The organism is Microbacterium aurum, assembly GCF_016907815.1.
GTDB lineage: Bacteria > Actinomycetota > Actinomycetes > Actinomycetales > Microbacteriaceae > Microbacterium > Microbacterium aurum.
In genome coordinates this window covers 2,402,875-2,426,170 of the sequence record NZ_JAFBCQ010000001.1, presented here as the reverse complement: position 1 = coordinate 2,426,170, position 23,296 = coordinate 2,402,875, and the positions used below count along the sequence as shown (strand labels likewise).

Genomic DNA, 23,296 nt, shown 5'->3' with positions numbered 1-23,296 from the left:
TGGGGGCCGCGGGCGCTGGGGTCGGCGGTGCGCGCACGCGCTGCATCGGCAGCCGCCCGTGCTTCCATCTTCCTCGGCGGTCTCGCCTGCGGCTAGTGAGGTCTGCCTAACCCGACAGACCGGTTCCGGCGCGGAAATTTATCTTGATATCAAGATAAATCTATCATGACTCCGCAGGAGCCTGCGGCTTCGGATAGACGGCGCGCACGGCCAGCCAGGTGACGGCGACGAGCGGTGCGAACAGGGGCAGACCCATGACGAGCTTCACGGTGCCGAGCGTCGTCACGTCGCCGGAGAAGTAGAACGGCAGCTGCACGGCCAGCCGCGCGAAGAACAGGGCGGCCCACGCCATCGCGAGCCAGAAGAAGACGCGTCGCTTGCGGGGGTCCGCGCGCCAGGCCGTGCCCTCGTTCATGAGGAACCCGACCGCGAGCCCGATGAGCGACCAGCCGATGAGGGCGGAGACGAGGAACGCCGTGCCGTATGCGGCGTTGGTGATGAGGCCCGGGACGAAGTTGTCCTGGCCGCGACCCGTCCACAGCGCGAGCGCAGCGGCCGCGACCGTCGCGATGAGCCCGCCGAGCGCTGCGCTGAGGGTGGAACGCTGCACCAGCCGGGCCACGGTGAACGCGGCCGCGAGCCCCACCGAGCACACCAGGGAGAGCAGGAGGTTCTGGGTGAAGGTGAACAGCAGCACGAAGGCGAGCCCGGGCAGGACGCTCTCGAGCACACCGCGCCACCCGCCCATCGCCGCCCAGACAACATGACCGGTGTGGCTCTGCGCGTTCGGGTCGAGTCCCGCTTTGCGGGCCGCGCCGCCGAGGACCTGGCCGAGGATCTCGGATGCCGTGGCGGGCGCCGGCGGCTCCAGTCCGGTCTCCCGCGGCTCACGGGGCGTGGCGGCGGCGTGCGGGTCTTCGGCGGGAGTACTCATGCGGTGCCGGGGGCGGCGGGCATCTTCAGCGGGATGAGATCGCGCGGCGGCATGGGGCTGCCGCCGCGGACCACGACGATCGAGCGGAACAGGTCTTCGACCCGAGCAGCCGCCTCGACGTCACTGGTCGCGGCGCCGCCGATGACGCCGCGGAGGAACCAGCGGGGGCCGTCGACGCCGACGAACCGCGCGAGGCGCTTGCCCTGCGTGCCGTCGGGGCCGGCCACCGGCACCTCGGCGAGAAGCTCCGGACCGAGCGGCCCCTCGCGCTCCTCGACGCGGCCGCCCTGCTGGCGGATCTGCTGTCGGATCTGGTCACGCGTCTCGTCCCACAGTCCGCTGGAGCGCGGGGCCGCGAACGGCTGCACCTGCAGTGTGGACTCGGCGTAGTCCAGGCCGACCGCGACGATGCGCTTGGTCTGCTCCTCGACCTCCAGTCGCAGGTTCAGACCCTCGCGAGGCAGCACCTTGATGCCGCCGAGGTCGATGTAAGGACGGACCGGGTTCGCTTCGGACTCGTCGAACGGACCCGTCGAAGCGCGGTCGCCGAAGCCGACGGGGGTGACGTCGTCGCTCATGAGGTGACTCCTGTCTGGTGGCCGGTGGACCCGAACCCGCCCTCGCCGCGCGGCGATTCAGGCAGGACCTCGACCGGGAGGAACCGTGCTCGCGGGACCGGCATGACGATCATCTGTGCGATGCGGTCGCCGACGGCGATGTCGTAGGCCGCGCGGGCGTCGGTGTTCAGCAGCGCGACCTTGATCTCGCCGCGGTAGCCGGCATCGACGGTGCCGGGCGCGTTGACGATCGTGATGCCGTGCTTGGCCGCGAGGCCGCTGCGCGGGACGACGAAGGCCGCGTACCCGTCCGGCAGCGCGATGCGCACCCCGGTGCCGACGAGAGCCCGCTCACCGGGTTCGAGCCGCAGTGCTTCTGCCGAGACCAGATCCGCGCCCGCATCGCCCGGGTGGGCGTACTCGGGAACCTGCGACGCGATAATGGGTACGTCCACGGATTCGATCACTCCACGAGGGTAATGCACATCGCCACCGCAGCCGCCTCCCCCGCCGTCCACTATCGGGAACGCCTGAGCCCTTCGCTGTGGACGCTGCTGAGCGCCGCCGTGATCGCCCCGATGGTCGCGCTCGTGTTCGTCCCCCTCGACGCGACCGTCGCGCTGCTGGCGGGCCTGGCCGCGGCGGCACTGATCGTGACGCTGCTCGTGCGGGCATCGCCCGTCGTGAGCGTCGTCGGAGGGGAGTTGCGGGTCGGGCGGGCGCACATCCCGGTGAGCGAGCTGGGAGAGCCGGTGGGCCTCGCGGCCGAGCAGGCGCGGGCGGCGCGCGGGCCGGAGCTGTCGCGCACCGCATGGCATCTGCTGCGGGGCGGTATCGACCCCGTCGTGCGCGTGCCGGTCACCGATCCCGGCGACCCGGTGACCGAGTGGGTGTTCTCGACGCGCACCCCCGATCGCGTGATCGCGGCGATCCAGCGCGCGCAGCGCGACGCCGGTCGACGCTGACACGACTGACGCCGGCCACGAGGGCCGGCGTCAGAGGGTGGCGGTCAGCGGATCAGGCGCACTCCACGCAGACGGCGCCCGCGGCGGTCTCGTGGTCGATCTGGGTGCGGTGCTTCACCAGGAAGCACTCGATGCAGGTGAACTCGTCCTCCTGCGGCGGGAGCACCACGACGTCGAGCTCCAGGTCGGACAGGTCGGCACCCGGCAGCTCGAAGCCGGAGGGGTTGTCCGCGTCCTCGACGTCCACCGACGCCGAGAGCTTGTCGGGGACGCGCTCCTTCAGGGCCTCGATCGACTCGCTGTCGTCGTCGGTCTTGCGGGGGGCGTCGTAGTCGGTCGCCATGCTCTCAACTTCCAGGTTGTGCCAGTGCCGGCTCGTCGATCCGAACGCGAGGTGCGTCCTGCGGGCGGCGATAGTTTGCACGACGGTTCTGCATTTCGCAAATGATCGTCGCGGTGATGCCCGCTTGTGGCGGGTGCGTCGCCTGAAACTCACGGCGCGCCCGCGGTATTCCCGGATGCCGGGGATCTGCTGTGTCAGCATGGGGGCGATCGAATGGTGCCCACGCAGGGAACTGGAGGCGTGATTCGCATGGAGCAGCTCAGAGTCATCGGGATCGAGGAGGGAGTCCTCGTCCTCGCGACCGAATCGGGCGACCGCTTCGCTCTCGCCGTCGACGAGACGCTGCGCTCGCAGCTGCGTCGGGTCGAGCGCGACAGCGAGCCGCGCGGTGCACGCCCGAGCCCCCGCGACATCCAGGCGCACATCCGGTCCGGGCTGTCCGCCGAGGAGGTGGCCGAGCTGCTCGGTGCGCGCCTCGAAGACGTGCAGCGGTTCGAGCGCCCCGTCCTCGCCGAGCGCGAGCACATCGTCGGTCAGGCCCTTGCCGTGCCGGTGCTCGTCGCCGGGGAGATCGACGGCGACGCCCAGCCGACGTTCGGCGTCGCGGTGCGAGCCAAGCTCGCCGAAGCGGGCGCCGTGGGCGAACGCTGGACGAGCTGGAAAGAGGAGTCCGGCTGGGTCGTCAAGCTGGAGTTCACCGCGAACGACGTGGACCACGACGCGCGCTGGAGCTTCGACCCGCGGCGCAGCAGCCTTGCGCCGCAGAACGCGGACGCCACCCAGCTCTCTCGTCAGGGGTCGTTGCCCGAGGGGCTCATCCCCCGCCTGCGTGCCCTCGACGCCTCGCCGCTGAAGGATTCGTCGCGCTTCGACTCCGGAGCCTTCGGACCTCGCCGCCTTGACGTCGAGACCGAGGCGGGCGCTCCCGAGGCCGACATCGTTCGTCCCGAGATGCGCGCGCCGGTCACGGCGGCGGTGCAGGATGCCGCGATCAAGCGCGCGCCGGACCACGCGGTCACCTCCGCCGAGACCGCCGACCTGCTGGAGGCCCTGCGCCGCCGCCGCGGTCAGCGCGAGCCGATGCCCGCCGAAGAGGCCGACGACCGTCCGCACTCCCCCGTGGCGCTGTTCGATGCCCTCGAGCCGGGGTACGACGAAGCTCCCGCCGACGGAGAGGCGGACGAAGAGCCGCTGGAGGACACCGTCATCAGCGAGGCCTCGCGGCGCAAGGGACGCACCTCCATGCCCTCCTGGGACGAGATCGTCTTCGGCGCCCGCACCGAGGATGGTTCCTGAGCCTGTGACCCCCGGTCGTTGAGCGAGCGAGGAACGAGCGAGACGAAACGCGGCTAGCCTCCTGCGAACGCGCCGAGTCGGATGAGGGGCACGATCCGCTCCTGATCGGTGAGCGAGCCGTGCTGGCCGATCATGCGCTGCGGCTTCTTGTCGGCGAGACGATCGTCGTAGTACGCGACGACTCCGCGCGCGGCCACGAGCACATCGCCGATCCGCGGGATCACCTCGGCATCCACCGTCGATCCGTACAGGCCGGCCGCGATCGCCTCGTCGCGCGTCAGCACCCAGGAACGACCGTCCTCCGACGCGTGCCACCGTGCGGCCACGTCGCGGGTCGCACCGTCGCGGACGTACAGCTGCAGCAGCCGCGGCTCGCCGGCGACGAGCTCGACGTCGCGCAACAGGTCGTCGCCGTCCCGCAGCAGCACCTGGCTGTGGGACGGGACGTCGATCATGCCGTGATCGGCGGTGACGACGGCGCCGGTGCCGGAATCCAGCTGGTCTTCGAACGACGACAGCGCGGCATCGAGCCCTTCGAGCGCGGCGATCCAGCCGTCGGACTCCCAGCCGCGCGCGTGTCCGATCGTGTCCAATTCGGGGAGGTAGACGTAGACGAGGGACCCGGGATGCCGCGACGCGAGGTCCGCGGCGATCTCCAGGCGCTCGCGAGGCGATCCCCCGGGAACGAACTCGGCGCCGCGCTGGATGGCACGGGTGAATCCCGTCCCCGCGTAGCTCGCCTTGGAGACCACGAAGCAACGGCGACCGGCCGCGGACTCCCGTTCCAGCAGCGGCTGCGCGCGCTGCCAGGTCAACGGATCCAGGCCGTCGGTCTCCCAGCCCTTCAACTGGTTGGGCGCGGTCCGCGTACCCGGCACCCGCGCACGGTATCCCACGATGCCGTGGACGCCGGCGTCGGTGCCGGTGAGCAGGCTCGTGAGCGCCGTCGCCGTGGTCGCGGGGAACGTGGTGCGGGCGGCATCCTTCTTTCCCATCCGCGACGTGAGGAACCGCGCGTGGCCGGAGCGCGCCGTGAGGTTGCCGCGGCCGAGGCCGTCCACCAGCACGACGATCGCCGACCGCGCGACGGGAAACCAGCCGGGGCGGCCCGTCAGCGCGTCGATCAGTTGCGGCACGACACCGGTGAGGCTCCGGGCCGAAGGAGGGTCCACGGGTAGGCTGAGGGACATCGGGGCCAGTCTCGCACACGGCGGACGAGGCCCTTTCCCGTCGCCGTTACGGCACCCGCCCGACCACAGGGAGCCACGCAGATCCATGGCAGCTTCGCGTACCTCGCCCATCCCCGAGGATCACGGCCGCATCGAGGACGTCGACGTCTCGGCGGAGATGCAGGACTCGTTCCTGGAGTACGCATACTCGGTCATCTACTCGCGCGCCCTCCCCGACGCCCGTGACGGGCTCAAGCCAGTGCAGCGGCGCATCCTGTACCAGATGGCCGACATGGGACTGCGGCCCGACCGCGGACACGTCAAGAGCGCCCGCGTCGTCGGCGAGGTGATGGGAAAGCTGCACCCGCACGGCGACTCCGCCATCTACGACGCCCTCGTGCGGCTGGCGCAGCCGTGGGCGCTGCGTGTGCCCCTCGTCGACGGGCACGGCAACTTCGGCTCGCTCGATGACGGCCCCGCCGCCGCCCGGTACACCGAGGCGCGCCTCGCGCCGGCTGCCCTCGCCCTCACCGAGAACCTCGACGAGGACGTCGTCGACTTCATCCCGAATTACGACGGCCAGTTCATGCAGCCCGAGGTGCTGCCGGCCGCCTTCCCGAACCTGCTGGTCAACGGCGCCTCCGGCATCGCGGTCGGCATGGCGACGAACATGGCTCCGCACAACCTCATCGAGGTCGTCGCGGCGGCGGTGCACCTGCTGGAGAACCCCGACGCCACGACGCGGGAGCTGATGGAGTTCGTCCCCGGCCCCGACCTCCCCGGCGGTGGCATCATCGTGGGTCTCGACGGCATCGCCGACGCGTACGAGACCGGTCGCGGCACGTTCCGCACCCGCGCCAAGGTGGCGATCGAATCGCTCGGCCCGCGCCGCACCGGCCTCGTCGTGACGGAGCTGCCGTACATGGTGGGCGCGGAGCGGGTCATCGAGAAGATCAAGGATGCGGTGAGCTCGAAGAAGCTCACCGGCATCGCGGACGTCAACGACCTGACCGACCGCAACCACGGTCTGCGACTCGTGATCGGCATCAAGACGGGGTTCGACCCGGCCGCCGTCCTCGAGCAGCTGTATCGGCTGACGCCGCTGGAGGACTCCTTCGGCATCAACAACGTCGCGCTCGTGGACGGTCAGCCGCAGACGCTGGGGCTGAAGCCGCTGCTGCGCGTCTATCTCGACCACCGCATCCAGGTCGTGACGCGGCGCAGCCGCTATCGCCTGGCGCGCAAGCAGGAACGGCTGCACCTCGTCGAGGGCCTCCTCATCGCGATCCTCGACATCGACGAGGTGATCCAGGTCATCCGCGGCTCGGACGACACCGAGCAGGCGCGCACGAAGCTGATGAGCGTCTTCGACCTCTCGGAGGCGCAGGCGGAGTACATCCTCGAGCTGCGGCTGCGGCGCCTCACGCGCTTCTCGCGGATCGAGCTGGAGTCCGAGCGCGACACCCTGAAGGCGGAGATCGCGCACCTCGAGGAGCTGCTCGGCAGCGAAGTGCTGCTGCGTGCTCAGGTGGCGCGCGAACTGGATGCCGCCGCGGAGACCTTCGGCACGCCTCGCCGCACCCTGCTGCTCAACGGCGGCCCCGTGGCGCCCCGGTCGCGCAGCGCCTCCCCGGCCGACCTGCAGATCGCGGATGCGCCGTGCCGGGTGTTCCTCTCGGCCACGGGCCGCATGGTGCGCGCCGAGCTCTCCGACGAGGGCGGCGTCGTCGCGCCGACGCGACGCGCGAAGCACGACGGCATCCGCGGCGCGGTCGACGCCACGACGCGCGGTGACGTGGGCGCGATCACGACCGCGGGACGCCTCGTCCGCTTCTCTCCCGTCGATCTGCCGTCTGTTCCCGCCAATGCGGTGCAGCTCGCGGCGGGGATCCGTGCCGACCAGTACCTGGGCTTGAGCGGAGGCGAGCACGTCGTCGCCATCGTGCCCCTCGGCGACCACATCGTGGCGCTGGGGACGGCGCAGGGCGTCGTCAAGCGCGTCGCCACCTCGGAGCTGCCCCCCGGCAAGCACGACGTCGAGATCGTCGCCCTGAAGCCCGGCGACCGCGTCGTGGGTGCGGCGCTCGCTCCAGACGGCGTCGAGCTCGTCTTCGTCGCCGCCGACGCACAGCTGCTCCGCTTCGACGCCGCGAGCGTCCGGCCGCAGGGGCGCGCGGCCGGCGGCATGGCCGGCATCCGCCTCGCGCCGGGCACTGAGGCGATCGCCTTCACCGCGGTGCCGGCCGAGGCGGATGCCGTCGTCGTCACGATCGCGGGGTCGACGCAGGCGATCGCGGGCACCGACGCCGGCAGCGCGAAGGTGTCGGCGTTCGACGAGTTCCCCGCGAAGGGCCGTGCCACCGGCGGCGTGCGCGCGCAGCGGTTCCTGAAGGGCGAGGACGCGCTGACGCTGGCGTGGGTGGGTGTGCACCCGCGGGCGCTGGGGGCGGACGGCTCCGTGCGCCAGCTGCCGGATGTCGGCGCGAAGCGCGACGCCTCCGGTCAGCCGCTCGATGCCGTGGTCGCCGCCGTCGGCACCGTCATCGCCTGACCGGCCTCGCCGGCGTGGCTCGACGCCTCAGGAGAGGGTGACGAGCCCGAGCTGCGCGGCGCGGATGAGCACCTGGATGCGGTCGCGCACGCCCCACTTCGCGGTGATGCGGCTGAGGTGCGACTTCACCGTGGCCTCGGACAGGAACAGTGCGGCGCCGATCTCGGCGTTCGACATGCCCTGCGCCAGCAGCGACACGACTTCGAGCTCACGCTCGGACAGAACCTCCGCGGGGGTCAGGTCGCGCGGCGCGCGTGCGTCGGACTGCTGCACCGAGGCCACGAGCTCCTTCGCGACGCGCGGCGAGAGGACGTATCCGCCCTCGTGAGCGAGACGCGCGGCGTCGAGGATGCGGTCGGGAGAGGTGTCCTTCACGAGGAAGCCTGATGCGCCCGCGCTCAGCATCGGAACGATCACGCGTTCGGTCGAGAACGTGGTGAGCGCGACGATCTTGATGCCGGGGAACTCCTGCGTCATCCGCCGCGTCGCCTCGATGCCGTCCATCTTCGGCATCTGCACGTCCATCAGGACGACGTCGGGCCGCTCGGATCGCACCAGCGCGACGGCGTCGGCGCCGTTCTCCGCCTCCCCGACCAGTTCGAATCCGTCCGCCGACTCCAGAAACACGCGCAGCGCGGCGCGCACCAGCCACTCGTCGTCGACGATGATCACTCTGATCGGGTCACTCACATCGCCATCTTACGGAGCCACCGGATCCGCCCTTGCCGACGCCGCTCGACCGATATAGACGAAAGTCGCAACGCGACTATCCGATAGTCGCTCGTGCGGGATCACCTCTGTCTGAAGAATCGATTCGAGACATTGCAGGAGGTGAATCATATGTGGTACTGGCTTGGACAGGTTCTTCGCATCTGGAAGTGAAAGGGCTCGCGAGATAATCGCGACGTGACTTCTTTACGCGCAACTCTTACGAGATACATGCGCACCCCATTCTGGGAGTATCGACCGCTGAGCCCGTGGGCTCGACGAGCACTCATCGTTCTCATCGCGGTCACTCTCATCCTCGACTCCCTCTTCAGAGCAACCAACGGCGGGGCGACAAGTGTCGTTTCTGCGGTCGTGACGACAAGTGCGACCGTCGCGGTCGCGCTGTTTGCCTGGCGACCGACCATCGCAACGCTGGCGGTGATGGCCGCCAGCATCGCTGCCGCGATCACTGGAGTCTCCGACAGCCTGCTTGCAGGCGCCGCGATCGTGGGACTCGTCGCCTTCACATGCAGTCCCGCACTGACAGCGGTCTATGCCGCTGTATGGGTGGTCTGGCTCATCGTGGTGGTTGCCGGCCATGACGCGACGTTCCAGCCGCTCGGTGCGATCGTCATCGCGGTCCTGAGTCTCGTCAGTCTTCTGATCGGCGTGGCGATCAGACAGCAGTCCGAGAGAGCGAAGACACTGGCTACACAACTCGAAGCGTCAGAACGCGAGGTCGCGGAGCAGCTGCGGCACGAGCGCGACCTCATCGCCGACGAGTTGCACGACATCGTCGCCCATGAGATCACCATCGTCGCGCTGCACGCCGCGGTTCTGGAGCGCACGGAGGACTCGAGCACGCGGACCCAATCGCAGACCGCGATCCGCGAGGCCGCCGTGCAGGCCCTCACCGACATCCGCCGCGTGCTGGGGATGGTGCGCGGCGAGGAGAATCTCTCCCCCGAACGCGTCCCCGCTCCGGACAGCCTCGAAGGCGCGCTGGCCGCGTCGGTCAAGGAACTGCGCAACGCCGGCATCGACGTTCAGGTGGACGTCCCGGAGGAGGTGCGGCTGCCCAACGCTCCGCTGCTGGCGCTGATCCGTGTCATCCGGGAGAGCGCGACCAACGTCCTCAAGCACGCCACGGGCGCCCGACACGTCAGCATCTCGCTGCGCGTCGAGCACGACTGGGTGCATCTGCGCATCACCGACGACTCACCGCCCGCGCACACGGCCGGCCTCCCCTCGTCGGGCTATGGCATCGTCCGTCTGCGAGAACGCTTCCGCGTCTTCGGCGGCTCCTTCGACGCGCGGCGCGAGCCGGAGGGGTGGGTGGTCAGCGCGGCACTGCCGCTGACGGCGTGAGACGGGGACGACGGCGCATATAGACGAAAGTCGCAAGCGAATCATCCGTTCGTCCACGTTGACGCGCCCGTCTCCCGCATATGCTGGGTGCAGCCGAAGAACTGGTCCCCAGTCGGTTCTTCTCTGAGCACGACGCACGATCTCCGTGATTTCGGGGACGAAGGCCGCCATCGCGCGCCGTCGTCATCCGGAGATCATGCGTGCGATGCCGCGGCGATGGCCCGAAATCGAATCCCCCCAGATCGGTTTCGGGCCCCGCGCATTTCTGGGCCTGTTACGCGTCGCCGCGCGGCTCACGCATCGATCGACTCGCGGTCCAGGCGATCGCTGGAAGTGACGATGAAGTCCCGGCGCGGTGCGACGTCGCTGCCCATGAGCAGTTCGAACACACCCGACACCGCCTCCGCATCCTGCACCCGCACGCGGCGGAGCAAGCGTCCTGACCGGTCCATCGTCGTCTCGGCGAGCTGGTCGGCATCCATCTCGCCGAGCCCCTTGTAGCGCTGCACCGGCTCCTGCCAGCGGCGCCCCGACTTCTGCACCTTCGCCAGCAGCGCGTGCAGTTCCTGCTCCGAGTAGGTGTAGATGGTCTCGTTCGGTTTCGACCCCGGATTCACGACGATGACGCGATGCAGCGGCGGGACGGCCGCGTACACGCGTCCGGCTTCGATGAGCGGGCGCATGTATCGGAAGAAGAGCGTCAGCAGAAGGGTGCGGATGTGGGCGCCGTCGACGTCGGCGTCGCTCATCAGGATGATCTTGCCGTAGCGCGCGGCGTCGAGGTCGAAGCTGCGGCCGGAGCCGGCGCCGATCGTCTGGATGATCGCCGCGCACTCGGCATTGCCCAGCATGTCGCTGATCGACGCCTTCTGGACGTTGAGGATCTTGCCGCGGATCGGCAGCAGCGCCTGATACTCGCTGTTGCGGGCGAGCTTGGCGGTGCCCAGAGCGGAGTCCCCCTCGACGATGAACAGCTCCGACTGCTCCACGTCGTTCGTGCGGCAGTCGGCGAGCTTGACCGGCAGTGACGAGGACTCCAGCGCGTTCTTGCGGCGCTGGGTCTCCTTGTGCGTGCGGGCGGAGATGCGCGCCTTCATCTCCGAGACGACCTTGTCGAGCAGCAGTGCCGTCTGCGACTTGTCGTCACGCTTGGTCGACGAGAACCGCGCGCCGAGCTCCTTCGCCACGACCGCGGCGACGATGTTGCGCACCGCGGGCGTGCCGAGGATCTCCTTCGTCTGCCCTTCGAACTGCGGCTCGGGCAGTCGCACCGTCAGCACGGCGCTGAGCCCCGCCATGATGTCGTCCTTCTCGAGCTTCTCGCCCGCACCGACCTTGAGCCGGCGCGCGTTCTGCTCCACCTGGCTGCGCAGCACCTTCATGAGACCCTGCTCGAAGCCGGCCTGGTGGGTGCCGCCCTTGGGGGTCGCGATGATGTTGACGAAGGAGCGGCTGACGGTCTCGTAGCCGGTGCCCCAGCGCAGGGCGATGTCGACGGCGCACTCGCGCTCGACGTCGGTGGGAACCATCGCGCCGCCGGGCTGGAGCACCGGGACGGTCTCGGTGAAGGTCCCGGTCCCGGCGAGGCGCCACGTGTCGGTGATCGCGGCATCCGGCGCGAGGAAGTCGGCGAACTCCGAGATGCCGCCGTCGAACCGGTAGCTGGTGGTGCTCGGCTCCTCACCGCGCTCGTCGGAGATCGCGATCTCCAGGCCCGGGATGAGGAACGCTGTCTGGCGGGCGCGCTGCTCGAGCTCGTCGAGGTGGAAGGCAGCATCCTTCGTGAAGATCTGCCGATCGGCCCAGTACCGGATGCGGGTGCCCGTGACGCCTTTCGGAGCCTTGCCGACCACGCGCAGCTGCGACGAGCGCTCGAAGGGAGTGAAGGGCGAGTCGGGACTGGGCCCGGCGAACTCGCCCGGCTCGCCGCGGTGGAACGACATCGCATACGTCTTGCCGCCGCGGTCGACCTCGACGTCCAAGCGCTCCGACAGGGCGTTGACGACCGAGGCGCCGACGCCGTGGAGTCCCCCGGACGCGGCGTACGAGCCGCCGCCGAACTTGCCGCCGGCGTGCAGCTTCGTGAAGACGACCTCGACTCCGGTCAGGCCCGTCCGTGGCTCGACGTCGACGGGAATGCCCCGGGCGCGGTCGCGCACCTCGACACTGCCGTCGGCGTGGAGCACGATGTCGATGCGACTGCCGAACCCGGCGAGGGCCTCGTCGACCGAGTTGTCGATGATCTCCCACACGCAGTGCATGAGGCCGCGGGAGTCCGTGGACCCGATGTACATGCCGGGCCGCTTGCGGACGGCCTCGAGTCCTTCGAGCACCTGGAGGTGATGGGCGGAATACTCGGCGGTCACAATCTCCAAGCATATGCCGGGCCTGCGACGTCGCGGCGTCGACACACGCGGTCGTCCTCAGCTCGGTATTCCCGAGCCTCCGTCATCGTACGCGCACAGCGAAATGTGACCGGATCGCGGCATTCCACCGGCTTCCGCGTGGTTGTATGTGAAGGACCCGCACCACAGCCGACGCATCGAGGAGGAACCTGAAATGAGCATGTCGACCACTGCAGAGCCCGTCCTCGAGTACCGCCTGACCGCCACCGATCGGTGCGACTCGTGCGGTGCGCAGGCGTACATCGCCGCCGAGGTCAACGGCAGCGAGCTGCTGTTCTGCGCTCACCACGGCCGCAAGTACGAGGAGAAGCTGCGCGAGGTCGCGACCTCGTGGCACGACGAGACGGCACGTCTGGCCGAAGCCCGCTGACCGGGCTCTCCTAGACTGGAGGGGATTCGTCTCCCCTCGGTCCGGAAGGACGCCCCATGTCTTCGCGCGGCCTCGCTGTCACCGATCGCCTCCGCTTCCTCTGGCAGCGAGCCCGCGGCTTCGACGTCGCCTCCGTCACCGAGCGCGCACGCAAGACGGCGCGGATTCACGGTAAGAGCTACCCGCTCGTCCTCACCGACATGCTGTGGTCGGCGGCGCGCCACCGCGTCGGATTCAACGACTACCTCGAGTTCGACTTCGCGATCCTCAGCCGCGCCGAGCGCGCCACCTGGGTCACCAGTCCCCTCGCGCTGGAACTGTCCAAGAAGTACGACGATCCGGCATTCGTGCATCACTTCCACCACAAGACCGAGTTCAACCGGCTCTTCGACCGTTTCCTCGGCCGCGAGTGGCTCGATCTCGAGACGGCGGATGCCGGTGAGTTGCGTGCCTTCGCCGAGCGGCATCCGGTGCTCATCGGCAAGGAGCCGGTCAGCAAATCGGGCTTCGGCGTCAGTCGCTACTACGCCGCCGAGGTGACCGACTGGGAGGCATTCCACGCCGAGCTCGTCCGCAAGGGACAGGTGCTCGTCGAGGAGGCGATCGTCCAGCATCCGGTCCTCGAGGCGATCGCGCCGGGCACGGCGAACACGACCCGCGTCACCACCTTCGTGACCGACGACGGCACGGTCGAGATCATCAACATGGCGCAGAAGTTCGGTCGCGGCCAGGTGAGTGACCAAGGCTCCTTCGGCGGCTTCTACACGGCGCTGCACGAGGACGGTCGCGCGATGGGGATGGGCTACGACATCCACGGCGAGGTGTACGAGGCGCACCCCGACACGGGCGCGCGCATCGCTGATTTCCAGTTGCCTGATATGGACGCGGTGCGCGCGCTCATCACGGAGGTCGCGCTCGTCGTGCCGCAGGTGCGCTACGTCGGCTGGGACATCGTCGCCACGGCATCCGGCCCCGTGCTCGTCGAGGGCAACTGGGGCGCCGGCGTGTTCGAGAACAAGCCCAGCGCCACCGGCATCCGGCACGGGCACCTGCCGCGCTACCGCGCGGCGATGGGGTTCTGACTACGCCGCGCGGATGACGCCGAGCGGCGTGGACTGGTGTCCCTGCCCGAGCGGGTTGTCGCTCAGGATGCGGACCAGACGCTGCTCCCCCGGCTTGTCGAGGGTCGACCCGAGGATGTTGCCGCCGATGTCGTTGATGTCGACGACCGCGACCTCGGCGTCGACGCCCAGGAGTGTCTTCAGGTGGGCGGCGACCTCGGTCGGACGCTCCGGCCCCAGCACGACCGCCTTGTTGTAGGGAGGGATCGTGCCGCTCGTCGGCCCGTCGATGGCGCGGGCCTTGTCGCCCGCGATCCGGTAGAAGTCGCCGCGGCGTCCGAACAGCTTCGTCACGGCGCTGACGGCCGCGGCGAACAGGATGCGGGGCGTCCCGCACTCGCGCAGCGCCATCTCCATGGTCTCGGGCATGCCGAGGCCGATGCCGTAGGACGTACGCGTGACGTACTTCGAGAGGAAGCGCGCGAGCGCGCGCGGCTGGATCTCGTCGAGCGTGTAGGAGCGTCCCTGGGTGATCGCGACGATCTTCTCCGTCACGAACAGGATGTCGCCGTCGCGGACGACCGGTCCGGCGTACTCCGTGATGAACGGATCGAGCTGGTCACCGGGCAGGACGACGCGCGTGCGGATGGGGATCCGCGCGAACGTCGCCCCGTCGACGGTGACCGTGAGGGCCTTGCCGTCGTTCGGGACGTCCGCGCTCATTCGAGGTAGTCCCGCAGCGACTGCGACCGCGACGGGTGACGAAGCTTGGCCATCGTCTTCGACTCGATCTGGCGGATGCGCTCGCGCGTGACGCCGAACGTGTCGCCGATCTGGTCGAGGGTCTTCGGCTGGCCGTCGCCGAGACCGAAGCGCATGCGGATGACGCCCGCCTCACGCTCGCTGAGCGAGTCGAGGAGGGATTCGAGCTGACGCTGCAGCATGGTGAAGCCGACCGCGTCGGCCGGGACGACGGCCTCGGTGTCCTCGATGAGGTCGCCGAACTCGCTGTCGCCGTCCTCGCCGAGGGGCGTGTGCAGGGAGATCGGCTCGCGGCCGTACTTCTGCACCTCGATGACCTTCTCCGGGGTCATGTCGAGTTCGCGGGAGAGCTCTTCGGGCGTGGGCTCGCGGCCCAGGTCCTGCAGCATCTGACGCTGCACGCGGGCGAGCTTGTTGATGACCTCGACCATATGAACGGGGATGCGGATGGTGCGCGCCTGGTCGGCCATGGCGCGGGTGATCGCCTGACGGATCCACCACGTCGCGTACGTCGAGAACTTGAAGCCCTTGGTGTAGTCGAACTTCTCGACCGCGCGGATGAGACCGAGGTTGCCCTCCTGGATGAGGTCCAGGAACTGCATTCCGCGGCCGGTGTAGCGCTTGGCGAGGGAGACCACGAGGCGGAGGTTCGCGCCGAGCAGATGGCTCTTGGCGCGCTGGCCGTCGCGGGCGACCCACTGCAGGTCCAGTCCCAGCTGCGAGGACTTCTCCGCCGCCGACATGTGCGACAGCTTCTCCTCGGCGAACAGGCCCGCCTCGATACGCATCGCGAGCTCGACCTCTTCGGCCGCGTTCAGCAGCGGCACCTTGCCGATCTGCTTGAGGTAGTCCTTGACGGGGTCTGCCGTCGCACCGGTGATCTGCGTCGAGTACACCGGGACGTCGTCCTCGTCGCTCGAGGAGATGACGATCGCGCCAGTGGGCAGCGGTTCGGTGAAGGCGGGCTTGGTCGTGCCCTCCTCGTCCTCGTCGTCGTCCTCTTCGGCGTCGGCCTTCTTCGCGCCCTTCGCGGCGGCCGGGGTCTCCTCGGCGTCGTCGCTGTCGTCCGCGTCGATGTCGGTCTCATCGAGTTCGACGTCGTCGTCGATCTCCTCGTCGTCCTCGTCGGACGCCGTGGCCTTGGAAGCCTTCTTGGGGGCTGCCTTCGCCTTGGCCGGAGCCTTGGCCTTCGCGGGTGCCTTCGCCGCGGTGCGTGCCGTCTTGGCACCCGTGGCGGGCTTCACCGTCGCCTGTTCCGTGGCGGGCTCCGCAGCTTCGGTCTCGTCGACCTTGCGAGTGCGGGTGGTCTTCGTGCCTGAGGTCACGTCTTGCCTTTCACCGGCGGGAGCCGCCGGGTTTTCGGACAGGAGTAAGACCCTTGTCAAGTCCCCAGAGTCTCCCGCGAGGGGGATCTCCTGGTGCTGACAACGGGTCGGACGTCCATTGTCGCATACATGATGGTCCCGACCATGCGCAATAGCTCCGTGCGTCGGACCGTCTGAAGATCCAACGCCGCGGAGCCACCGGGCATTCCGTCAGCGGCGGCCCCACTTGTCGTCCCCGCGCTTGTCGTCGCTGCGGCGGTCGTCGTCGGGACGACGATCGGCGAGGAAGCGCTCGAGCTCGGCCGCGAGCTCGTCGGCGCTCGGCAGGTCGCCGGTGTGGATGATCGGCTGCCCCAGATTGGAGCCGGCCATATAGGAGTCGTACCGTTCCTCGAGCGTGCGCAGCATCGCGGTCAGCTCGGCGTTGCCCTCGACCTGGTCGTCGACCTTGGCCAGATACTCCCGATTCTCCTCGCGCACGCCGTCGGCATCGAAGACGAGACCGGTGGCGACGGACAGGCTGTCCAGGCCCGCCAGGGCGGCCGCCGGATAGTCCGTGTCGGCGAGGTAGTGCGGCACCAGGAGCACGAACCCCGAGACGGCCGCTCCACTCTGCGCGAATCGGTGCTCGAGCAGATGACCGACCGTCGCGGGGACCTGCGTGTGCGGCTGCCACACCGAGTGCGCCTGCGTCAGTTCGCTGCGCGTGCCGCTGACGGTCGTGCCGATGGGGCGGGTGTGCGGGACCGGCATGGGAATGGCGTGCACCCATGTCACGGTGGCGACCTCAAGCCCCTCCGCGAGGCCGACGACGGTCTCGGTGAAGGCATCCCACGCGAAGTCCGGCTCGAAGCCGGCCAGCAGCACGAAGGGCTGGCCGATCGCATCGTGCACGAGGGAGAGCTCCAGCCGCGGCGGACGGTAGTCGGTGAGATGGTCGGCGTCGAAGGTGATGACGGGCCGGCGGGCACGGTAATCGAGGAGCACGTCCGCCGAGAAGGACACCACCGGCGAAGGCGACAGGTCCTCCCGGAACAGTTCGATCATCTGCGACACGGCACCGCCGGCATCCGTGAAACCGGTAAGCACGACCACCATCGGCAGACCGGCCGGAACCGGCGGTGCCGACGCGACACGTTCGTACAGGGGACCGCTCAAGGGCATGGATCAACTGTACGAGCCCGCGGCGACGCCGGCGCCGGGTCGCGCTGACAGCGAACAGCCGCGGTCTCCGGGGGCCGCCGGGGGCGCGTCCGTAGGATGGGACGCATGGCGTTCCCCGAGCTGTCGCACTCCCCTGTTCCCCTGCGCGGGGCCGAAGCCGATGCGCTGATCCTCGCGCTCCCGCCGCTCGCCGACGCCGGAGACATCCTCGCGGACTGGCCGGGACTGCAGGCCGCTCTGGAGGCGGTCGGGTTCACGGGTGCCGCCGGCGCGACCGTGCGCGCGTACGCCCCGGACGCGACCGGCACGCCGCTTGTCGTCGTGGGGACGGGCAGTGACCCGGATGCCGCGACGCTCCGCGACGCCGTGGGCGCCGCCGTGCGGACCACCACTGGGTTCGACGTCGTCGCCATCGGCGCCCCGGCCGTCGCCGGCACCGCCGGTGCCGCGCGCGCCCTCGCCGAGGGGGCCGTCATCGGCGGCTACCGCTTCGACGGCTACAAGACCGCGCCGGGACCGGCGCGCGCCTCCCGCGTCGTTCTGCACGCCGAGGACGCGGCCGACGAACTGGATCGTGCCCGCACGATCGGGGCGGCCACGGCGCTCGTCAAGGACCTCGTCAACACCCCCGCCGAATGGCTGGGACCCCAGGACGTCGCCGACGCGGCCACCGCGGCGGTCGCCGAACTGCCCATCACCGTGACGGTGCTCGACGAGCGCGAGCTCGCCGAGGGCGGATACGGCGGCATCCTCGGCGTGGGACAGGGATCCGACCGGCCGCCGCGTCTCGTCCGCCTCGACTACGCCCCCGACGGCGCCCAGCGTCACGTCGCGCTGGTCGGCAAGGGCATCACGTTCGACACCGGCGGCCTCTCGCTCAAGCCCGCGGCCAGCATGGTCGGTATGAAGTACGACATGTGCGGCGCGGCGACCGTGCTCGCCGTCGTCCGCGCCGCCGCCGAGCGCGCGCTGCCCGTCCGGGTGACGGGCTGGATGTGCCTCGCGGACAACATGCCCTCCGGTCGCGCGATCCGCCCCGGCGACGTGCTGCGGATGCTGGACGGCACGAGCGTCGAGGTGCTCAACACCGACGCGGAGGGCCGGCTGGTGCTCGCCGACGGACTGGTCGCCGCGAGCCGCACCCAGCCCGACGTCATCATCGACGTCGCCACGCTCACCGGTGCGATCTCGGTCGCGCTCGGTTCGCGGCACACCGGCGTCATGGGCGACGAGGAGGCCGTCGCCGAGTACCTCGCCGCCGCGGATGAGGCCGGCGAGCTCGCCTGGCCGCTGCCCCTGCCCGCACACATGGCGGAGGAGCTGGAGTCGCCCATCGCCGACCTGCAGAACGCGAAGATCGGCGACCCCACCGGCGGCGCGCTGTTCGCGGGCCTGTTCCTGCAGCGGTTCGTCGGTCGCGTCTCCGACGACGCCGACGCTCCCCGCATCCCCTGGGTGCATCTCGACATCGCCGGGAGCGGGACCGCGAAGGCGGCCGCCGGTGCGAACGACAAGGGACCCACCGCGGCGGCCGTCCGGTCGCTGCTCGCTTTCGTCGAAGGAGACGCGCGATGACCGACCATGTCAGCGACCTCGTGATCCTGGGCGGCGGGTCCGCCGGCTATGCCGCGGCACTGCGCGCAGCCGAGCTCGGGCGCTCCGTCGTGCTCGTCGAGCAGGATCGGCTGGGCGGCACGTGCCTGCATCGCGGGTGCATTCCGACGAAGGCACTCCTGCACTCCGCGGAGGTCGCCGATCAGGTGCGCGCGGCGGCGTCGGTGGGCATCGGCGCGACGCTCGAGGGGGTCGACGCCGAGGCGGTCGCCGCGTTCCGAGAGCGGATCGTCGCGAAGAAGTTCGCGGGTCTCGAAGGCCTCGTCCGGGCTCGCGGCATCACGGTCGTCGCCGGTGTCGGCCGGCTTGTCGTCGACGCCGACGGGCCGGCGGTCGCCGTCGGAGACGACCGGTACCGCGGCGCCGACGTCCTGCTCGCGACCGGCTCGTACACCCGCACCCTGCCGGGCCTCGAGCTCGCCGGTCGCGTCATCGGCAGCGAGCAGGCCCTCGCGTTGCGGGAGGTCCCGGCATCCGTCATCGTGCTCGGCGGCGGGGTCATCGGCGTCGAGTTCGCCAGCGCGTGGCGCTCGCTGGGCGCCGAGGTCACGATCCTCGAAGCCCTCGACCACCTCGTGCCCGTGGAGGATGTGGCCGCCAGCAAGGCGCTCGAACGCGCCTTCCGCAAGCGCGGCATCACGGCGCGGCTCGGCGCGCGGTTCGCCTCGGTGTCGCAGACGGATGCCGGGGTCACGGTCACGCTGGAAGACGGTGGACAGCTGTCGGCGGACTACCTGCTGGTCGCGGTCGGACGCGGTCCCGCGACCGCCGGAATGGGGTTCGAGGAAGCGGGCATCGCCCTCGACCGCGGCTTCGTCACCGTGGACGCGCGGCTGCAGACCAGCGTGCCGCATGTCTGGGCCGCCGGCGACATCGTCCCCGGCCTCCAGCTCGCGCATCGCGGATTCCAGCAGGGCATCTTCGTCGCGGAGGAGATCGCCGGATTGAACCCGGTGGCGGTGGCCGAGCACACGATCCCGCGCATCACGTACTCGCACCCGGAGGTCGCCTCGGTCGGCGTGACCGAGGAGGCGGCCCGCGCCGAGCACGGCGATGCCGTCGTCGCATACGAGTACAACCTCGCCGGCAACGGGCGCAGCGAGATCATTGGCACCTCCGGCATCGCGAAAGTCGTCCGCGTCGCGGACGGGCCGGTGCTCGGGGTCCATCTGGTGGGCGATCGGGTCGGCGAGCTCATCACCGAAGGGCAGCTGGCCGTCGCCTGGGAAGCGCACCCGGAGGACATCGCCCCGCTGCTGCACGCCCACCCAACGCAGAGCGAGGCGCTCGGCGAGGCATTCCTGGCGCTGGCGGGCAAGCCGCTGCACGCACTGTGAACCGTGCGCTCCGCGTGCCGCCACCGGCGGTCCGGAGGGTCACTAAGCTAGATCAGGACATCGAACTTCTGAAGGAGACACAGTCATGAGCACATCCGTGGTCCTCCCCGCGCTCGGCGAGAGCGTCACCGAGGGAACGGTCACCCGCTGGCTCAAGAAGGTCGGTGACACGATCCAGGCCGACGAGGGCCTGCTCGAGATCTCGACCGACAAGGTCGACACGGAGATCCCCTCCCCCGTCAGCGGCGTCATCGAAGAGATCCTCGTCCAGGAGGACGAGACCGTCGAGGTCGGCGCCGTCCTCGCCAAGATCGGCGACGGATCGGGCCAGCCCACGGGCGACGAGGCTCCCGCCGCGGAGCAGGCCGCGCCCGCCGAGGCCCCCGCCGCTCCGACGCAGGAGGCGGCCCCGGCTCAGGAGGCCGCTCCGGCCGAGGCCCCCGCGGCGCCGGCTCAGGAAGCCGCTCCGGCTCAGGATGCCGTGCCGGCTGCCTCCGGCGATGCCAAGGACGTCGTGCTCCCCGAACTCGGTGAGAGCGTCACCGAGGGAACGGTCACCCGCTGGCTCAAGCAGGTCGGCGACGACGTCGCCGTCGACGAGCCGCTGCTGGAGATCTCCACCGACAAGGTCGACACCGAGATCCCCTCGCCCGTCGCCGGCACGCTCCAGGAGATCCTGGTGGCCGAGGACGAGACCGTCGCCGTCGGTGCGACCCTGGCTCGCATCGGCTCGGGCGCTCCCGCCGCGGCGGCGCCCGCCGCTCCGGCCCCGGCGGCGGAGGCGCCCGCTCCCGCTGAGGCGCCCGCTCCCGCTGAGGCTCCTGCGGCTGCTGAGGCGCCTGCTCCCGCGGAGGCTCCTGCCGCTGCTGAGGCGCCTGCCCCCACTCCCGCTCCGGCTCCGGCCGCTGCTCCGGCCCCGGCCGCAGCGCCTGCCCCGGCGGCGGAGGCGCCCGCCGCGGCTGCGGCAGATGACGACGTCACGACCTACGTGACTCCGCTCGTGCGGCGCCTCGCTCAGCAGCAGGGCGTCGACCTCGCGTCGGTCACGGGCACTGGCGTCGGTGGGCGCATCCGCAAGGAAGACGTCCTGAAGGCCGCCGAGGCGGCGCAGGGTGGCGCGACGCCCGCGGCCGCACCGGCCGCCGCCGCACCGGCACCGGTCGAGGTGTCCCCGCTGCGCGGCACCACGCAGCCGATGTCGCGCCTGCGCAAGGTGCTCGCCGAGCGGGCCGTCGCGTCGATGCAGCAGACCGCGCAGTTGACGACGGTGGTGAAGGTCGACGTCACGAAGGTCGCCGCCTACCGCAGTGCCGTCCAGGCGGACTTCGTCGCCAAGACCGGTGGCAAGCTCTCGTTCCTGCCGTTCTTCGTCCTTGCGGCCGCCGAGGCGCTGCAGGCCTACCCCGTCATCAACGCGACCGTCAACGGCACGGACATCGTCTACCCGCCGACGGAGAACATCTCCATCGCCGTGGACACCGAGCGCGGTCTGCTGACGCCGGTGCTGCGCGACGCGGGCGGCAAGACGCTGGCCGACATCTCCACCGAGATCGCCGACCTCGCCGCGCGGACGCGCGACAACAAGCTGAAGCCCGACGAGCTCGCCGGCGGCACCTTCACGGTGACCAACACCGGTTCGCGCGGTGCCCTCTTCGACACGCCGGTGGTCTTCCTGCCCCAGTCGGCGATCCTCGGCACCGGCGCGGTCGTCAAGGAGCCGGGCGTGGTGAAGGTCGACGGTGTGGAAGCCATCGGCATCCGCTCCTACGTGTACCTGGCGCTGTCGTACGATCACCGCATCGTCGACGGGGCGGACGCGGCTCGGTTCCTGGGTGCGGTGAAGTCGCGCCTGGAGACGGCTGACTTCGAGGGCAACCTCGGCATCTGAGCTGCACCGGTCCACCCGGTCTCAGGGCTGGTCTGCGACGTCATAGACGTCGCGGACCAGCCCTTGCCCGTTCACGGAGACGATGACGAGCACCTGTGAGGGACGGCCGGGGCCGTCCACCCGGTAGACCGCGACGCCGCCGTACTCGTCGAGGAGTGTGACGGTGCGGTCGGCGGTGCCGTCGCTGACGACGCCGACGGGGACCTCGGCCGCGGGATCCTCCAGGATCGGGCAGGCGGACGAGGGATTCTCTGCGCAGGCGGAGAGGGCGGTCAGAACGTCGGCGACGGGGTCCGCGGCGCCGCTGGGCGCAGACTCCGCCGCCGGCGTTTCGGCCGTCGCGGCCGGAACCGCTGTGGGCGTGGCCGATGCCGGAGTGCCGGAGGCGATCACCGCCTCGGCCGGCGACTCCTCCTGCGGCCACGCCATCCCGCCCGCGACGACGACGGCTCCCACCGCCGCAGCGACCAGCAGCGGAGCCCGCCGCCGAGGCGGTCGCGCCGCCGCGTCCGTCGCCACATCCGCTCGGGTCGGTGTGCGGGGGCGGCGCTCCTTCACGGTCGTCCGCCGGTGCGCCACCGACCTCGCGACGTGGCCGGGGAGCGCCGTGAGCGTGCGGATGCCGGCGCCCACCCGCTCCGCGACGTCATCGCCGGTGAACCTCGCGAGCCACGAAGCGGCGGCCTCGTGCGCCTCGGACGTGTCTCGTCGCAGCGTCGCCGCCCGCAACGGGGCAGGTTCGACGGTCGCGACGCTCAGCGCACCGGGACCGCGCAGCGGCGTGCGCACGGCGAGCGGGGCGGGGTCGGCGGCGTCGAAGAGTCCGTCTTCGCAGGCCTCGGCGTCCCTCGGTGTGAGCTCGGCCGCGCAGAGCGCGGCGCTCGTGGCGTCGACGGCCCGCCGCAACGGTCCGGACGACGACGCCGCCATGCGCTCCAGAAGCGCGACCGTGTCGTCGAGCCAGCCGCCGTGGCCGCCCGCGGCGAGAACGGGTCTGCCCTCGGCATCCACCCACCACCGCCCCGCGTCGATCGCGAGAGCGCGCGCCTGCACGGCTCCCCGCAGCAGGCTGACCGCGACGGTGACGACTTCGCCCGCCGACAGGCTCCGCTCGTCCAGGCGGCGGGCGAGGGTCTCGACGCAGTGCGGCAGGATCGCGACGTGGCCGTCCGCGGTCCGCGCGATGTCGCGTGGCGCGAGCACGTGCCCGTCCGGCTCGGCGCGCCAGATCTCCTCGGGAAGGTCCCCGATCTCCACCCAGACGGACGGCGGGTCGTCGGCGCGCAGCGTTCCGGGGTACGGCGCCTCGTCGGCGCGCAGCCGGCGCAGTGCGGGCGGCGGGTCGAGCAGCGGGAGCGGGGTCATGCCCCGAGTGTGGCGCCCCGGAGCGCGGCACGGTGCGTCGATCCCCCGATCTGTGGACAGTCCCGCCGACCGGTCGGTTGTGCAGGAGGCGATGGATGCCGACGCATGGCGCCG

20 protein-coding genes are annotated in these 23,296 nt (G+C 70.6%); 9 read left to right on the top strand and 11 right to left on the bottom strand.

All coding sequences use genetic code 11. From position 1 onward, the window contains the following. Nucleotides 1–163 precede the first annotated feature (163 nt). Genes JOD60_RS11960 through dut form a run of 3 tightly spaced genes read right to left on the bottom strand, consistent with a single transcriptional unit; the run spans nucleotide 164 to nucleotide 1,958 of the window. On the bottom strand, nucleotides 164–934 hold the full coding sequence (locus JOD60_RS11960) for a DUF3159 domain-containing protein (protein ID WP_084202001.1): 771 nt from the start codon (nucleotides 932–934) through the stop codon (nucleotides 164–166). Further along, a complete protein-coding gene (locus tag JOD60_RS11955; protein WP_076690814.1) occupies nucleotides 931–1,512 on the bottom strand; it encodes a DUF3710 domain-containing protein in 582 nt (193 codons plus the stop codon). Before JOD60_RS11955 ends, JOD60_RS11960 begins: the two co-directional genes overlap by 4 nt. Continuing rightward, nucleotides 1,509–1,958, bottom strand: a complete 450-nt coding sequence (gene dut, locus JOD60_RS11950; protein ID WP_076690813.1) for a dUTP diphosphatase — start codon at nucleotides 1,956–1,958, stop codon at nucleotides 1,509–1,511. The genes JOD60_RS11955 and dut overlap by 4 nt, the downstream gene beginning before the upstream one ends. 12 nt (nucleotides 1,959–1,970) lie before the next feature. Here dut and JOD60_RS11945 point away from each other — a divergent pair, with 12 nt between their 5' ends. Then, nucleotides 1,971–2,456: a DUF3093 domain-containing protein gene (locus JOD60_RS11945; protein WP_076690812.1), complete on the top strand. Its 486-nt coding sequence runs from the start codon at nucleotides 1,971–1,973 to the stop codon at nucleotides 2,454–2,456. A 52-nt stretch (nucleotides 2,457–2,508) separates the two neighbouring features. On the opposite strand, the gene JOD60_RS11940 is transcribed toward JOD60_RS11945, so the two are convergent. After that, a complete protein-coding gene (locus JOD60_RS11940; RefSeq protein WP_076690811.1) occupies nucleotides 2,509–2,799 on the bottom strand; it encodes a DUF4193 domain-containing protein in 291 nt (96 codons plus the stop codon). 249 nt (nucleotides 2,800–3,048) lie between these two features. Between JOD60_RS11940 and sepH the strand changes: the two genes are divergently transcribed. Beyond that, entirely contained in the window at nucleotides 3,049–4,095 is a 1,047-nt protein-coding gene (gene sepH, locus JOD60_RS11935; RefSeq protein ID WP_076690810.1) for a septation protein SepH, read from the top strand. A 53-nt stretch (nucleotides 4,096–4,148) separates the two neighbouring features. On the opposite strand, the gene JOD60_RS11930 is transcribed toward sepH, so the two are convergent. Next, nucleotides 4,149–5,285: an alkaline phosphatase family protein gene (locus JOD60_RS11930; protein ID WP_198159046.1), complete on the bottom strand. Its 1,137-nt coding sequence runs from the start codon at nucleotides 5,283–5,285 to the stop codon at nucleotides 4,149–4,151. A gap of 85 nt (nucleotides 5,286–5,370) precedes the next feature. Between JOD60_RS11930 and JOD60_RS11925 the strand changes: the two genes are divergently transcribed. Next, the gene (locus JOD60_RS11925) at nucleotides 5,371–7,815 is read left to right on the top strand and encodes a DNA gyrase/topoisomerase IV subunit A (RefSeq protein ID WP_076690809.1); all 2,445 of its coding nucleotides are present in this window, start codon (nucleotides 5,371–5,373) and stop codon (nucleotides 7,813–7,815) included. A 27-nt stretch (nucleotides 7,816–7,842) separates the two neighbouring features. Here the strand turns inward: JOD60_RS11925 and JOD60_RS11920 are convergent, their stop codons facing one another. Further along, nucleotides 7,843–8,505, bottom strand: coding sequence for a response regulator (locus JOD60_RS11920; RefSeq protein ID WP_084202000.1), 663 nt, complete (start codon nucleotides 8,503–8,505; stop codon nucleotides 7,843–7,845). A 249-nt stretch (nucleotides 8,506–8,754) separates the two neighbouring features. Between JOD60_RS11920 and JOD60_RS11915 the strand changes: the two genes are divergently transcribed. Next, entirely contained in the window at nucleotides 8,755–9,891 is a 1,137-nt protein-coding gene (locus JOD60_RS11915) for a sensor histidine kinase (RefSeq protein WP_076690808.1), read from the top strand. A 293-nt stretch (nucleotides 9,892–10,184) separates the two neighbouring features. On the opposite strand, the gene JOD60_RS11910 is transcribed toward JOD60_RS11915, so the two are convergent. Next, a complete protein-coding gene (locus JOD60_RS11910; RefSeq protein ID WP_076690807.1) occupies nucleotides 10,185–12,257 on the bottom strand; it encodes a DNA gyrase/topoisomerase IV subunit B in 2,073 nt (690 codons plus the stop codon). Nucleotides 12,258–12,450: 193 nt separating this feature from the next. Here JOD60_RS11910 and JOD60_RS11905 point away from each other — a divergent pair, with 193 nt between their 5' ends. Both JOD60_RS11905 and JOD60_RS11900 read left to right on the top strand, forming a co-directional pair. Then, on the top strand, nucleotides 12,451–12,666 hold the full coding sequence (locus tag JOD60_RS11905; RefSeq protein ID WP_076690806.1) for a DUF7455 domain-containing protein: 216 nt from the start codon (nucleotides 12,451–12,453) through the stop codon (nucleotides 12,664–12,666). 56 nt (nucleotides 12,667–12,722) lie between these two features. Continuing rightward, a complete protein-coding gene (locus tag JOD60_RS11900; protein WP_076690805.1) occupies nucleotides 12,723–13,748 on the top strand; it encodes a sugar-transfer associated ATP-grasp domain-containing protein in 1,026 nt (341 codons plus the stop codon). On the opposite strand, the gene JOD60_RS11895 is transcribed toward JOD60_RS11900, so the two are convergent. From JOD60_RS11895 to JOD60_RS11885, 3 genes are all read right to left on the bottom strand, one after another. Beyond that, nucleotides 13,749–14,450 carry a coenzyme F420-0:L-glutamate ligase gene (locus JOD60_RS11895; protein ID WP_076690804.1) on the bottom strand — a complete coding sequence of 234 codons (702 nt, stop codon included), beginning with the start codon at nucleotides 14,448–14,450 and terminating at the stop codon, nucleotides 13,749–13,751. Continuing rightward, the gene (locus JOD60_RS11890) at nucleotides 14,447–15,814 is read right to left on the bottom strand and encodes an RNA polymerase sigma factor (protein WP_076690803.1); all 1,368 of its coding nucleotides are present in this window, start codon (nucleotides 15,812–15,814) and stop codon (nucleotides 14,447–14,449) included. The genes JOD60_RS11895 and JOD60_RS11890 overlap by 4 nt, the downstream gene beginning before the upstream one ends. A 210-nt stretch (nucleotides 15,815–16,024) precedes the next feature. Further along, nucleotides 16,025–16,978, bottom strand: a complete 954-nt coding sequence (locus tag JOD60_RS11885) for a proteasome assembly chaperone family protein (RefSeq protein ID WP_076690802.1) — start codon at nucleotides 16,976–16,978, stop codon at nucleotides 16,025–16,027. Nucleotides 16,979–17,083: 105 nt separating this feature from the next. Between JOD60_RS11885 and JOD60_RS11880 the strand changes: the two genes are divergently transcribed. From JOD60_RS11880 to sucB, 3 genes are all read left to right on the top strand, one after another. After that, nucleotides 17,084–18,553, top strand: coding sequence for a leucyl aminopeptidase (locus JOD60_RS11880; RefSeq protein WP_076690801.1), 1,470 nt, complete (start codon nucleotides 17,084–17,086; stop codon nucleotides 18,551–18,553). Continuing rightward, complete coding sequence (gene lpdA / locus JOD60_RS11875; RefSeq protein WP_076690800.1) at nucleotides 18,550–19,929, top strand: dihydrolipoyl dehydrogenase; 1,380 nt, start codon at nucleotides 18,550–18,552, stop codon at nucleotides 19,927–19,929. The genes JOD60_RS11880 and lpdA overlap by 4 nt, the downstream gene beginning before the upstream one ends. Nucleotides 19,930–20,014: 85 nt before the next feature. After that, nucleotides 20,015–21,817, top strand: coding sequence for a 2-oxoglutarate dehydrogenase, E2 component, dihydrolipoamide succinyltransferase (sucB, locus tag JOD60_RS11870; RefSeq protein WP_076690799.1), 1,803 nt, complete (start codon nucleotides 20,015–20,017; stop codon nucleotides 21,815–21,817). A 21-nt stretch (nucleotides 21,818–21,838) separates the two neighbouring features. Here the strand turns inward: sucB and JOD60_RS11865 are convergent, their stop codons facing one another. Next, nucleotides 21,839–23,182, bottom strand: a complete 1,344-nt coding sequence (locus JOD60_RS11865; protein ID WP_076690798.1) for a hypothetical protein — start codon at nucleotides 23,180–23,182, stop codon at nucleotides 21,839–21,841. Between the last annotated feature and the right edge of the window lie 114 nt (nucleotides 23,183–23,296).